This window comes from Mesotoga sp. H07pep.5.4 (assembly GCF_003664935.1).
In the GTDB taxonomy this organism is placed as follows: domain Bacteria; phylum Thermotogota; class Thermotogae; order Petrotogales; family Kosmotogaceae; genus Mesotoga; species Mesotoga prima.
This window is the reverse complement of record NZ_JFHM01000018.1, coordinates 1-12,603: the sequence shown is the minus strand read 5'-3', so window position 1 is coordinate 12,603 and position 12,603 is coordinate 1. Positions and strand designations below refer to the sequence as shown.

At 42.2% G+C, this 12,603-nt stretch carries 13 protein-coding genes; 4 read left to right on the top strand and 9 right to left on the bottom strand.

The features are described 5' to 3' along the window. Positions 1-40: 40 nt before the first annotated feature. From Y696_RS10260 to Y696_RS10220, 9 genes are all read right to left on the bottom strand, one after another. Positions 41-1,219: an MFS transporter gene (locus Y696_RS10260; protein ID WP_259459925.1), complete on the bottom strand. Its 1,179-nt coding sequence runs from the start codon at positions 1,217-1,219 to the stop codon at positions 41-43. Positions 1,220-1,524: 305 nt separating this feature from the next. After that, on the bottom strand, positions 1,525-3,243 hold the full coding sequence (locus tag Y696_RS10255; RefSeq protein WP_257212090.1) for an ABC-F family ATP-binding cassette domain-containing protein: 1,719 nt from the start codon (positions 3,241-3,243) through the stop codon (positions 1,525-1,527). A 201-nt stretch (positions 3,244-3,444) separates the two neighbouring features. Beyond that, the gene (locus Y696_RS10250) at positions 3,445-3,846 is read right to left on the bottom strand and encodes an ATP-binding protein (RefSeq protein WP_014731578.1); all 402 of its coding nucleotides are present in this window, start codon (positions 3,844-3,846) and stop codon (positions 3,445-3,447) included. A 4-nt stretch (positions 3,847-3,850) separates the two neighbouring features. Further along, entirely contained in the window at positions 3,851-4,195 is a 345-nt protein-coding gene (locus tag Y696_RS10245) for an STAS domain-containing protein (RefSeq protein WP_014731577.1), read from the bottom strand. 48 nt (positions 4,196-4,243) lie between these two features. Continuing rightward, complete coding sequence (locus tag Y696_RS10240; RefSeq protein WP_099772825.1) at positions 4,244-5,365, bottom strand: PP2C family protein-serine/threonine phosphatase; 1,122 nt, start codon at positions 5,363-5,365, stop codon at positions 4,244-4,246. 12 nt (positions 5,366-5,377) lie between these two features. Continuing rightward, entirely contained in the window at positions 5,378-8,392 is a 3,015-nt protein-coding gene (locus Y696_RS10235) for an FtsX-like permease family protein (RefSeq protein ID WP_121510430.1), read from the bottom strand. Positions 8,393-8,394: 2 nt separating this feature from the next. Next, positions 8,395-9,093, bottom strand: coding sequence for an ABC transporter ATP-binding protein (locus Y696_RS10230; RefSeq protein ID WP_121510429.1), 699 nt, complete (start codon positions 9,091-9,093; stop codon positions 8,395-8,397). A 31-nt stretch (positions 9,094-9,124) separates the two neighbouring features. Next, positions 9,125-9,676: a hypothetical protein gene (locus Y696_RS10225; RefSeq protein ID WP_014731573.1), complete on the bottom strand. Its 552-nt coding sequence runs from the start codon at positions 9,674-9,676 to the stop codon at positions 9,125-9,127. Continuing rightward, complete coding sequence (locus Y696_RS10220) at positions 9,676-10,296, bottom strand: PRC-barrel domain-containing protein (protein ID WP_014731572.1); 621 nt, start codon at positions 10,294-10,296, stop codon at positions 9,676-9,678. Before Y696_RS10220 ends, Y696_RS10225 begins: the two co-directional genes overlap by 1 nt. 227 nt (positions 10,297-10,523) lie before the next feature. On the opposite strand from Y696_RS10220, the gene Y696_RS10215 reads away from it, so the two are divergent. From Y696_RS10215 to Y696_RS14085, 4 genes are all read left to right on the top strand, one after another. Then, positions 10,524-11,057 carry a chromate transporter gene (locus Y696_RS10215; protein ID WP_121510450.1) on the top strand — a complete coding sequence of 178 codons (534 nt, stop codon included), beginning with the start codon at positions 10,524-10,526 and terminating at the stop codon, positions 11,055-11,057. Further along, the gene (locus tag Y696_RS10210; protein WP_014731570.1) at positions 11,054-11,587 is read left to right on the top strand and encodes a chromate transporter; all 534 of its coding nucleotides are present in this window, start codon (positions 11,054-11,056) and stop codon (positions 11,585-11,587) included. The genes Y696_RS10215 and Y696_RS10210 overlap by 4 nt, the downstream gene beginning before the upstream one ends. 576 nt (positions 11,588-12,163) lie before the next feature. Beyond that, the gene (locus Y696_RS14090; protein ID WP_014731569.1) at positions 12,164-12,310 is read left to right on the top strand and encodes a hypothetical protein; all 147 of its coding nucleotides are present in this window, start codon (positions 12,164-12,166) and stop codon (positions 12,308-12,310) included. Between the two features lie 43 nt (positions 12,311-12,353). Continuing rightward, complete coding sequence (locus tag Y696_RS14085; RefSeq protein WP_006487741.1) at positions 12,354-12,500, top strand: hypothetical protein; 147 nt, start codon at positions 12,354-12,356, stop codon at positions 12,498-12,500. The last annotated feature ends 103 nt before the right edge of the window (positions 12,501-12,603 follow it).

Genomic DNA, 12,603 nt, shown 5'->3' with positions numbered 1-12,603 from the left:
GGTTTTTGACCGGCATCGCTTCGAGCACGAATCAACTCTTTCATCCGATCTTCTTGAGTAGATACATACTAAGCACATAAAGACAGCTTGCCATTACAGCCAGTGAGACAAAAGCAACTCCAAACGAGATTGTGTCAGCGATTCTTCCGAAGATGGGGAAGAAGATTATCATTACTAAGCTATACATCATACTTGCAAAGGATATTATCGTTGCCCTGCTCCTGGATGGAATCAGCTTATTTATGTAGTCGTTACCCGCTACAAACAACATAGCTTCAATCATTGCTACAACCATGAAGAAAGGTAACTTGTTTGAACAAAGCGCCACACCCCACATAGATGCGACGGAAATAAGAGGCAGTATGATTAGGACTTTCTTCTCCTTCAGCAGGTGAGATAGCCTCTGAACCTTCATGGCCACTAATCCCGCTAGAAACGACCCGGCCGCGAGGTATATGCCAATCTGAAACTCCGTGCGGCCAAGTCCTTTCCAGTAATTCTGAATGTAAAAGAATATGCAGGCGCTGAATGCCAGTATAGTCTGAACAAAAAAGATAAGAAATGCAACCTTTCTATCTCTGGCGATTAGTGAGAAGCTGTCAACAATCTGCTTCAAGAAGCCCCGGAAAGTTTTTGAATTACGGCCCACCGATTCAAGGATTGGTGGTTCTGTGAACGAAAGAGAATAGACCACCGAAAATGCGATGATCCCGGAGGAAGCCCAAAATGCATAGTGATAACTGTACGTTCCCAGGAACCCGCCGATCAGAAGCGCCACAACTGAAGACACTTGAAATATTGCCTCCTGCCTTCCAAGCACCGATATAAAATTGTTTTCTGCTTTCAGATATTTGAGAGAATCATATACAAGAGCCTCTCCAGAACCCGATTCAAGATTATAGGAGAGAGCGGCAAGTATCATAAACGCAGTAAAATGGAGAAAACTAGTCGAACCGATCAGTATGAGAATGCTTGCAAACGAGAGACACCTTCCCATGCTTCTGCTTAGCTTCCTGCCAAAAAGATCTGCTATCGAACCTGTAGGAACTTCCATAGTCAGTGAAGTAACATGAAAAATCCCTTCAAGAAAGCCTATTTGCGTCAAGCTCATTCCTCTGGAGGCCATATATATCATCCAGAGGCCGCTTGATAACCTAAAATTCATAAGGAAGGAGAATACGTAGTTTTTCTTTATGTTGCTTTCCATGAGTTCTGTCATTGTCTTCAAAGAAATTGCCCTCCAAAAAAAAGCCGTGACACTCGTCACGGCCATTGTCTAAGCTTAACAGTTCTAGATGGATACAGGCTCAACGAGGTAGCATTCACCCACAGATCTTGAAAATCCGCCCGACATAACCATAAAATACACCTGTATGATTTCTAGCATGTGGGTTGCTCCTCCTTTTTGGATCAAAATCATTATACAACAAAAGAATGGTAATAAGGTGCAGCCAAAGCAATACGAACGGTCAAAGTGAATTACGTTTACTACATGGCATCTTAAGTTCTTATCAGAACTCCACCTTACTGTAGAAACTCAGACCAGCTATCCCCACTCTTTCTTCTAGTTATCGATTGTTCATAAGAATCGGTAAGATTTCGCTTTGTTTCAGTAAAAGAATCGATGTCGATATCTTTAGTGTAATCAAGACTCTTCAATCCATCGTCTTCAATGGTAAAGATCTTTTCACCATGTTCCGCAATGAACTGCCGATCATGACTAATGAAGAGGAACCCTCCTGGAAAATCATTCAGAAGTTTGTCAAGCATTTCAAGAGATTCAATATCTAGATGATTCGTCGGTTCATCCATGAAGATAAATTCTACTCGTGAAAGGATGGCTTTCAATATGGCAAGCCTCATGCGTTCTCCGCAGCTTATCAATTCAGCATTTGCCAGTGCTCTGTCGCCCCTGAATCCGATATTTGCCAGATGGCTTCTGGTTGTCTGTTCATCCAGCCCGACATCGGAGATCTCTTCAAAGGGAGTTTTCTTTTTGAAGTGGCGCGTCATATCCTGTGGAATGTACACCCAATCGACACTGTCGTTTCTGTAAATTCTGCCATTTACCGGCTTCAGAATACCTGCAAGACATCTCATGAGAGTTGTCTTTCCTGAACCGTTGGGACCGATTAGCCCTATTCTCTCATTAGTATCGACGTTTAGCGAGAGTTCCCTAAAGATGTTTTTCTTTCCGTATGAGAATGATATCCTCTCGGCATTAAGCATTTTTCTATTAGGCACTTCGTACTGGGGAATCTTGATGGTTATAGGTTTCTCGACGAATGGTTTTTCCTGTTCTAGTTGTTGGACTAATCTCTCCTTCCTTTTCCGGACAACAAGTGCGCGCTTTGCAAGTTTAGCCGCCATGTGACCTTCATGCCCCTTATCCGACGAAAGTCTTTTTGAAGCCTCTCTTGAATCAGACCAGCTTTTCCTCCTGGCCACATCGAGTTCAAGCTGACGGATTTTCTTGTCTATTTCTACGCACTTCTTTTTTCTCGAAAGAAAATCCTTTTCTAAGAAGGCCAGCATCTCGGAATAACCGCCGCTTATGGATATTGCTATTCCCCGCTTCAAATAGACTGTTTTATGGGCGACCCGATCAATGAAAGTTCTATCGTGACTTACAACAATTATTCCCACACCACTTTCACTAAGAGAACTTACTATCTCTTCGAGCTTCAAAGTCATTTCGATGTCAAGATGATTTGTCGGCTCATCCAGCAAAAGAAGTTTGGAGCCGGAGAGAGCTCCTCTGATTACGGAAAGTATCCTTTTAAATCCATGAGATAGATTCCTATACGGAAAGTCTAGATCATCGATGCCTATTCCAAATTTATTTATTGTAGAGGAAATCGAGGCTTCCAACTCAAAGCCTCCGGCATCGTTAAAAGCATTTATTAGTTCTGCGTAAACAATTGGATCTGAAGAGCGACACAGTTCGGTGTAAATCCTGGAGATTTCTGGTTTCGCGCCGAAAAGATACTCCTTCACCGTGCCGGAGAAAGTGTCACACTCCTGATGAACGAAAAATGGGGCAATATCCTTTTGAAGTAAAATCTCTCCTTCCAAAGGGGTTATCTCGCCGGCAACTGCTCTCAGGAGACTTGTCTTACCAGTTCCATTCGCTCCCGTCAAGGCGAGAGTCTCCCCTGCGGCAAGATCCAGATTCACTTTTCTTAATACTTCAAAACCATCGAACGAAATGGAAAGGTCTTTTATCTGAAGCAATTCGATCACCTCCAGTAAAGGCTTGGCAGCAATAAACTACAAAAAACTAGGGATCACTTATGTAGTTGTTGATCGATGAGTCGTATGAGAAAGTATTGAATTACGCAGTTCAGAGAAGCTTTTTCTTCATTTCGGCACCTGCTGATCTATGATCTTTTATTTATATCATATCAAAACCAACTTAGTCAAACAGCCTCTGTACTGGCAGTACTAGATAATGATCTTCAAAAGGTTTTTCCCGTTCTCGTAACGATAATCAACCCTCTTTGAAAACCTCTTTATCAAATAAACGCCCATTCCACCTTTTTGCAGAAGTTCTATGTTCTCAAGATTTGGATCGTCTACCTTAAGAGGATTGAACTCTGTGGAGGCATCTTCGATGGTGATAGTCACTTCTTCTTCTCCAACTTCAAGGTTTACCGAAATAAGATCATCTTCCTTGAGTTCACCGTGCTTAACGATATTCGAGCACGCTTCTATTACTATCAGCCCTGCCCTGAATCCTGTTTCATTTCCTTTAGTTCTTCTGACTATCTCGGACACTTTTGCAGAAAAAGCATCAATCTTATACAGCTCGGGTTCGACCGTGAAACTGTAGTTCTCTTCGGCCATTATTTCAACACAAATCCTTGATGGCCTCTACAACGCTGCAGTTCTTAATGATGAAGAGCCTGTCAAGTCGCAATGTATTCAGTAGTTTCTTTATCTCTTCAGAAAGATTCACCAGAATCAAATCACTTCCTTTTGCGGAAACCGTCTTGTAAATGCTTATCAGAGCTGCAATTCCCATGGAATCAATGAACTCGATGTTATTGCCGTCCACAATAACTGTTGAGCAACTTTTCAGATCAACAGTCTCTTGCCATTTTCTGAAATTTGCCGACATTTCCCCCGTAATTCTTGCCCTCTTAACAAGGGAAATCACTCCAATCTCATCGTTAGCCTTCTTGAATTCGAACATTCTTCACTCAGCTCCTCATCCTAGACTTTTCGGCAACAGCTTACCGAACTAGAACTGTATCAGTAAGGCCGTAATATCGTCTTCCGCAAGTGTACTCCCCTTGAAACTCTCATAAGAGGATTTCAAGTGCAAAGCGGTACTCCTTATATCGATATCTGAACTGCTCTTCATAAGATTTCTAAGTCTTTCCTCGCCATACATTTCACCTTTTTCGTTCATTACTTCGATCAGCCCATCGGTATACAATAACAAGCGATCACCGCTACGGAAAGGCACCTTAGAAACATCTCCGTGAATCATATTTATTCCGACAAGAGCTTCTCTCTTCCCTTCAAGAAACTGTACAGATCCCTCTCTTTGCATCAAAGGAGTCGGATGTCCCGCATTTGAAAGCAGAACGAAGCCTTCCTTAAAGTCCACTATTGCGGAAACAATTGTGAAGAAAAGGTTGAACCTCTCAAAAATAAAGTTTCTATCCAGCTCCTTCATAAAACTTCTCAAATCGAACTCACCATCATAGATACTGGCCCTGAAATCTTCAATGAACCTGTGTACCATCACCGATAGCATTGCCGCATTTACGCCGTGTCCTGACATGTCGGCGAGATAAACAAAGTACCGATTTTCATCCAGCTTGAATATATCGAAGATATCCCCACCAACCCTGTAAGAAGGTTCATATATCCATTCAACAGAGAGTCCTTGAGGATTGCTTTTTGGAACAAGAGCATTTTGAATTTTACCGGCTGCTATGACATCGCTTTCTAGATTATCTACCGCCACTCTCAAAGATCTGATAAGATCATGAAGCTTCAGATGAGTATTTACCCTAAGTAGAACCTCTTCGGGGAGAAAGGGCTTTGAAATGAAATCAACGGCACCTGAACTCAGAGCAGTGAGCTTGCTTTCTCTGTCGGAAGAGCCCGTAAGAACAATAACGGGTATAGGCTCTAGCTCTTCACTTTCTTTGAGCTGAGCCAGAATATCAAGTCCATTATAATCAGGCAACATTAGGTCAAGAAGTACTATATCCGGCTTCTGCACAGCCAGCGATGAGAATGCCGACCTGCCATCCGCACTTTCTACAACGTCATGGTTGTCTCTCGAAAGAATCGATTTCAACAGAACTCTAACCGACAAGTCATCATCCACCACGAGTATCCTACTCACCCGGATCACTTCCTATTCAAAGTATCGCAAAGCTTCTGCAGGTGCAATTTTAGAAGCAGAATAGCTGGGAATAATGGTCGAAACAAGAGAGGCAATGTAGAATATTAACGCCATTGAGATAAGCTGATCCCAAGGAATGTAAAGCTTCATGCCCTCCATTAAAGGAGAGGCAAAGATTTCAACGCTTGTAAGCGTACCGGTCACCATCCCAAGGAGAATTCCAATGATCGCGATAAACGATGTCTCAAGTAAGAAAGAAGAAAACACCATTGCTTTGGTGAAACCAATTGCTTTGAGCATGCCGATAATTCTCTTCCTTTCATGAAGAGCCTTGAACATAATGATCGCTATACCAACTATGCCGACAAGCATTCCGAAGTACAGAAAAGACCTTAGAATGCTTATTGTCCCTTGCAACATTGTTGAGGTCAGGTTCATTATGTCATCTACGTATAGAAGAAAAGGACTTCTAGATGATATCTTATCCTGAAGCGAATCGAAGTTTGCCTTTTTCTCTACCTCGGTGTCTCCTGAAAGGTTGAAAAGGAAATGTCTCGCGGCACTGCTGCCTGTCAACTCCGCAGGAGTATTCCCTATGTAAATGAGCAGTCCATTAAGGAAGGAGATGGTGTTTTCCGGGATCGTTGCTATCACTTCAAGATAAATAGGGCCTGAATCAATCATCTCTGAAGATAGCTTTTTCTGCGTGAAAGCAGCGGCACCGTTTCCGGTATCGCTTTGATCAGCTATCCTTCTTAGTTCAAGCACATCCCCTGGTCGAACATCCGGCAAAACACTGTTTGAAACTATAACAGTGCCGGAATTGTCTCTCAGATAATTCCACAAGTCTTTCACGTCTGAGATCCCAAGCCCTTCAACGAAATCGAGTTCCGTCATCCTGTTATAGTCAATGAAATTGTCGTCAAGCGCAAAGACTTGCTCCACATCATATCTTCCGTCTCTTCTCAGCGCAACGTTTATCCCCGACACCGTCGAAATCTCCCTGACTTCCAGCTGAGATTTCAGTTCAGTAAAGGTAATTGCACTTTCACCAGTAAAAGAAAAAGCTCCGACATCAAAGCCAGCAAAGATTGCATCTCTGCTTTTGACGAGCATCTGTTCCATAGAGTAAGGAATTATCGAAATCAGGGTAATAACAAAAATGACAACGGCAAACATGGCAATAGTGAGGCCTGTTCTTAAACGGTTTCTTGCCGAAAAGGCAATTGAAATCTTGAATACAGGAGCTGCGGCTCTTGCTTTCTGAAAGAGTTTGTTCAGAAGGTACTCAAAGGTCTTCAAGTTGTAGACAATCAAAAATAGCCCGGCAAAGAGAATTGCTGCACCTTTTGCAATCGTGAGATAGATGGATGAGCCACTATTCGATGCTATTAGATCAAAGGAATTGCTGAACATTGTGAATACGATTACCGCAATTGAGAAGAAAGATTCTATCCATCTTTTGTTCTTCATCGGGATCGCAACCGGAATCAGCAATCCCGCAAGCATAACGCCGGTAAAAAAGCCAGTCGCATTTCCCAACGAATATCCACTGTAGGCCATCACTACTGAAACAAGAACCCCTACGGCTGCTATGACATTCAGCAGAAGTCTCTTCCTTTCATCAAGCTCTTCAGGTATATTTCTTACCGCGGTCACTATATTCGTGCGTGAAATCTTCCTTCCCGTGTAAACAATGATTATCATAGGTATGATAAGCCCCAAAAGAAATCCATAGGCAATTGAATCGATCCGCACGAAGAACACGAATGAGTTCTGCATGGAGTTAAAAGCGATATTTGCACCTTCGAAAGGTATCAGTGAGACCGCATCCTCAAATAGGTTTACGAAACTACCTAAAATAAACCTCGCAATTCCCAACCCAGCGAGGACTCCAATACCTGACGAGAAAATAGAATAGAAAAAACCCTCATAGAGAATCGTCCTGGACACTCTTTTTCTTGAATAACCAATCGCTCTGAGGGTACCAAGCTCGGTCCTCCTCTCTTGAGCAAGCATCAAGTAAATGTTTGTAAGAAGAAGCACACCTGCAAATATGGCAAAGACACTGAGCATGAGGAATAAGAGACCGATATTCCCCTGGTCAACCATACTCAAGGAATCCTTCTTGACCTCCCTGACCACCACTTCCTCACCGACTAAGGGCTTTATGCTTGCCACAACCTGATCTGTAAGCCTTTCACCTGTTAGAAAATCCCCACGGTTCGAAACGATTAGTGCATTATAATAGTCTTCAACACCTATCTTAAGTACTTCTCTGGCTTCTTCAACATCCATTAACATGGTAAACCCATTTGAACCCTGGTTTTCTATCTGGTAGTGAAGAATCCCATTCCCTTCAACAATTTCAGCCACCCTTACCTCAGGAAGAGGAATCCAGAAAAGCAATCTCTGTCCTGGGTCTACAAGAATTTCAAGAGTATCCCCGACCGCCACCCCGGCAACTTCGGCCAGCTCTTTGTTGATGACAACCTCGGGAAGTTCATCTGTAGCAGAGGGGAGGACCAGATCCACTTTATCGACGTCAGGCCAGTTTGAGAGTTGATCGGCTTCTACTCCTATCATGCTCACCTGAAAACTCTTTCCAGTTTGACTTCTGGCCTCTCCGGGGAGTCCAATAGAGACAGTTCTACTAAGAATAGGAAGGACACCGTCTACCTGTTCGTTCTTCAAAAGTGAATCGACAAGAATCTCGATTTTGGAATTGGGAATGAGCTCTTTACCAATGTTTTGATTATCTGAAGGGATGTAGATCAGTTCATCGATCTCACCATGGGTTCTTTCGATCTGACCGTAAAGGAAATTCTGAAAAGAATCATTCATGGCCATCGAACCCATGATAAGCGCCGTTCCAATCAGAGATCCCATTATCACCAAAAAAGTATCGGATTTTCTCCTGTAAATGTTTCTGTAACCGATTTTGAAAATTATCGGATTCCTTATCATTGAAACTAGTATCGCAATTACGGCAACACCCGCAAAAAGACTAATTATCTGTATTATCACTGTTACACCTTCAATTCTTTATTTTCTTCAATCTTCAAAATGCTACCACTATCCATGTGAAGAACTCTGTTTGAGAATGCAGAAACTCTCTCGTCGTGCGTAACAATTACGAAAGTCTGATTGAACGTTTCATTCAGCTCGGTGATGAGATTCATTAGATCATTGCTGGTTTTCGTATCCAGGGCTCCCGTAGGCTCGTCGGCCCATACAATAGCCGGCCTGTGAACGAGCGCCCTTGCTATTGAGACTCTCTGTCTCTCGCCACCACTCAATCTTGAAGGGAGGTAATGTTCTCGCTCCCTTAAATTGACTTTTGCAAGAATTTCCATCGCCGCTTCACGGGCTTTCTTTTCATTACTTCCCATTGTAAGCATCGCGAGTTCCACATTTTCGACTGCTTTTAAGACAGGTATAAGATTGTAGAATTGAAACACGAACCCCATATTCATCGCCCTAAAGCGGGTCTTGTCATCATCCTTCAAAGAGTGAAGATCAACCCCCTTGACTGTAACCTTCCCCTCCGTAGGCGTATCTATTCCTGAAAGACAGTTCAGGAGTGTACTTTTTCCGCATCCGGACGGTCCGAGAATCGCTAGTATCTCGCCTTCATAAATATCAAATGAAACTCCCTTCAGTGCTTCGACCGACACTTCACCCGACCTGTAAGTTTTACTAAGGTCTCTGACCTCAACAAATGCCATTTTGAATCTCCTTCCAATAAAAAACTCTCAATTATTGAGTGATATCGTCCACAGCTTTCCTAATTTCTTCATTCAGTTTTTCGATAGTCTTTTCAAGATTTGAAAAGGCCTTTCTTGACAAGAGAACAATTATCAACGATGCCACATACGAAAAAAGACCCGCCACAATTTCGACTCTTCTCTGAACAATCACGGAGGATAACATAACCGCGAGCGGAAAAAGCGGCGCTGCATAAGCTGAAAAAATATACAGCTTTCTCTGTAGCTCAGATGGCTTCTTCAGTTTTTCTTCGAGTGAGGAAACTACCTTCTCAAGGTTTCTCAGATTCTCAGAATCGATAATCTTACCTTTTGTGCTCTCATCGAATGTTCGCCTGAGGGTGAGTATAGACTGTATATTTCTCAGAAAGGCTGAAATTCTTATTGAATAACTCCTCCCAGGAATACCTGAAACTATTAAATAATCAACAATGATTAAGAAAGGCAAGAAAAAAAAGACTGGATGAAAATAGGCACCCTTAGAAAAATTGAGCACGAATAAGATTCCGGCTGATGCCATATAGTACACCGTCACTTTCTTCATCAATCCATTTCCGGCAATTTTTCTACCATAACTGACGATGCAGAAACTCTTACTTTACACTCATCGATTTCTTCAACCCAGTCTATCGGTATCAGTTTCTTTGACCTAGAACCAAATCCTCCGCATTCACCTATCAAATGGGTGATCTTGCCTTCGTCATTTAGAACGAAGCTTTTTACCCTTCCCACAATCTTCTCTTCAGCGGTAACGATATCACATCCCGGCTCAAGGGATTTGCTGTCCTTTGGAACATTTATCGAAGTGTTTAACGGTGGAAGAGGGTATAGCTCTGCGTAATCCCCAACCGGTCTTAACCAGTAAACCGGGGTGACTCCGCTTTCGAGATTCTCTATTTCTTCTCCAGTAACGAAGAACGTCTCTTCGTAATCCTGCAGTGTTTCAACGTCTTTCGATTCAATTCTCAATCTAATTTCGTCGGGAGCTGCAAAAAACACAGTAGCTATTGGCACCAATTTTGCCACTCTATTGAAGATGCCCTTTTCTATCACTAGATGAGTGACTTCGTTGTTCTTAGGATGAATGACTACCCGAATGACTTTCCCGAGGTCTTTGCCGTCAGAAGAAATCGCTTTGGCGCCCCATCTGATTCTGTTTTCCATAGGTTCACCCCCTTTAGTAAAGTTTATCACGTGAGACATGCTCCGTTCAAAAGGATAACTTGACTTATGACTGCAGAAAACCAGAACGAGTTGTAAAATATAGGAGCAAATGGGCGGAGAACAGAAGACTTAGAGTCTTTCCGGGTTATTGCATTTGACTGAGCACTCATAATGATGAGAGGAGGAAGTTCGTCGCTCCAGCATGGATTAGATGGACGTTGAAATCAATGAGCCCACTTAGGCTTTTCTGGATATTCGTCAAAGTCAGCACATTCACTATAGGCGGCGGATATGCAATGATTCCTGTAATAAAGGAGTTTATTGTAGACAAATACAGGATAATAAAGGAAGACGAGTTTCTCGATGTCATTGTCACTGCCCAAACTGTACCTGGTGTTATAGCGATAAACACAGCTATGATCCTTGGAAGTAGGCTTGCAGGGTTTTGGGGCGCTTTTTTTGCGGTGCTTGGAGCTTCGTTAACTCCATTTATTATAATACTTGTAATAGCAAGTTTCTTCACCGATTTCGTAGACCTTCCTGTCTTCAAAGGCTTTTTTGCCGGCGCGAGAGTGGGTGTGACTGTAATACTTGCTAATCTTTCCTTTCAGCTTCTTCGAAAAAGTCTTAGAAGATACCTGATTGTAATCGTTATCGCTGCTGGCACTTTGGTAATTGTCTTTCTTAATGTATCGTCTATCTGGGTTTTGCTGGTATGCTCGCTTCTCATTTATTTCATCGACAGGAGGTCGACCAGATGATTCTACTGAATCTCTTCTGGTCTTTCTTTAAGATCGGTTTTCTAGCTTTCGGAGGAGGATATGGCGCTCTGAGTTTAATACAAGATCAAATAGTAAACGTAAACAAATGGATTGGAATTGAAGAGTTCCTTACTCTAATATCCATCTCACAGATGACTCCCGGTCCCATTGCGATCAACTCGGCCACTTTTATTGGCTACAGAATTGCCGGAGTACAAGGATCGATTCTCGCAACTATCGGAGTCGTTCTTCCAAGCGTGTTCTGGATTTTTCTGATACTAAAGATTCTGAAAATTCTATCCAAATGGATCGACACGGCAGAGGTCTTTAATGCCCTAAGGCTCGGGATAATCGCACTGATCCTTTCGGCTACTTTAAGGATAGGGATTGAGTCTATTAATAGTGTTTTCACCATTGTTACAGCGGTATCTGCCTTCTATATCCTCTACAAATTCAAACTTTCAGTCATCTGGATCGTATTTGGTACGGGCATATTGGGCGTTTTTTGGAGCTTCTTTTTACCTCTATAAACCACAACAAACTAGCAAAGGCTAAACTTATAAAAGGTATTCGCCTCATTAGACAATGCGAACTTTCGATTTCTATTTTTGATTTTTGCACTCGCATGAATTACTAGTTTAATTTTTGTGAGATCAGTTTCTAATCTTGCCTCGCAAAGATTATAATTAATAGTACAGCATATGATTTGGTCATATTTATAGTTCTTACGTTTGATTATCTGTTCTACGCTTCATCATAGTCGTTTGTCAGCGATTATCACCTTTTGCACCTGATTATCACTTCCATTCTTCTTCTATTGATGTTTGCGTATTTGATTGCTCTTGTTCTAAAATGTAGTTGTTATCTTGTTCATGTAGAGATGCTGTTGTTTTCTTCTTGTCCATCCGACCAAACATTTATTCGTAGTAGCTTGAGTTTTGTTAAGAAATTTTAGAGGTGGAGAGAGATTCAAAAGGTAATTTATCACTCGAACACTTGACCAGGAGGTGCGGTGTATGTGGAAGATACCTGAAGAAGAAGATCACTAAGAGTAAGGTGCTGAAACGGAACGAAATTCATCAAGCAGATTTTTGGAGGTGAAGTGAATGAAAAAGGTAGCAGCAATTCTTCTTATTGGATTGATAGCACTTGGTGGAGTTACTCTTGCAGGACCTGGACTTTGGAAGATTCCCGAAGGCGAGTTTACCGTTGATGGTGGCCCGGGACTTTGGAAGATTCCCGAAGGTTATTGATTTTCAACATCGATTTTTTCATGGGTAAAGGGAGGTTAGTTTGATGAAAAAGATGATCGCAATTCTTTTGATAGGTTTAGTATCGTTTGGTACGGTTGCGCTTGCAGGACCTGGACTTTGGAAGATTCCTGAAGGCGAGTTTACCGTTGATGGTGGCCCGGGACTTTGGAAGATTCCCGAAGGTTATTGATTTTCAACATCGATTTTTTCATGGGTAAAGGGAGGTTAGTTTTATGAAAAAGATGATCGCAATTCTTTTGATAGGTTTGGTATCGTTTGGTACGGTTGCGCTT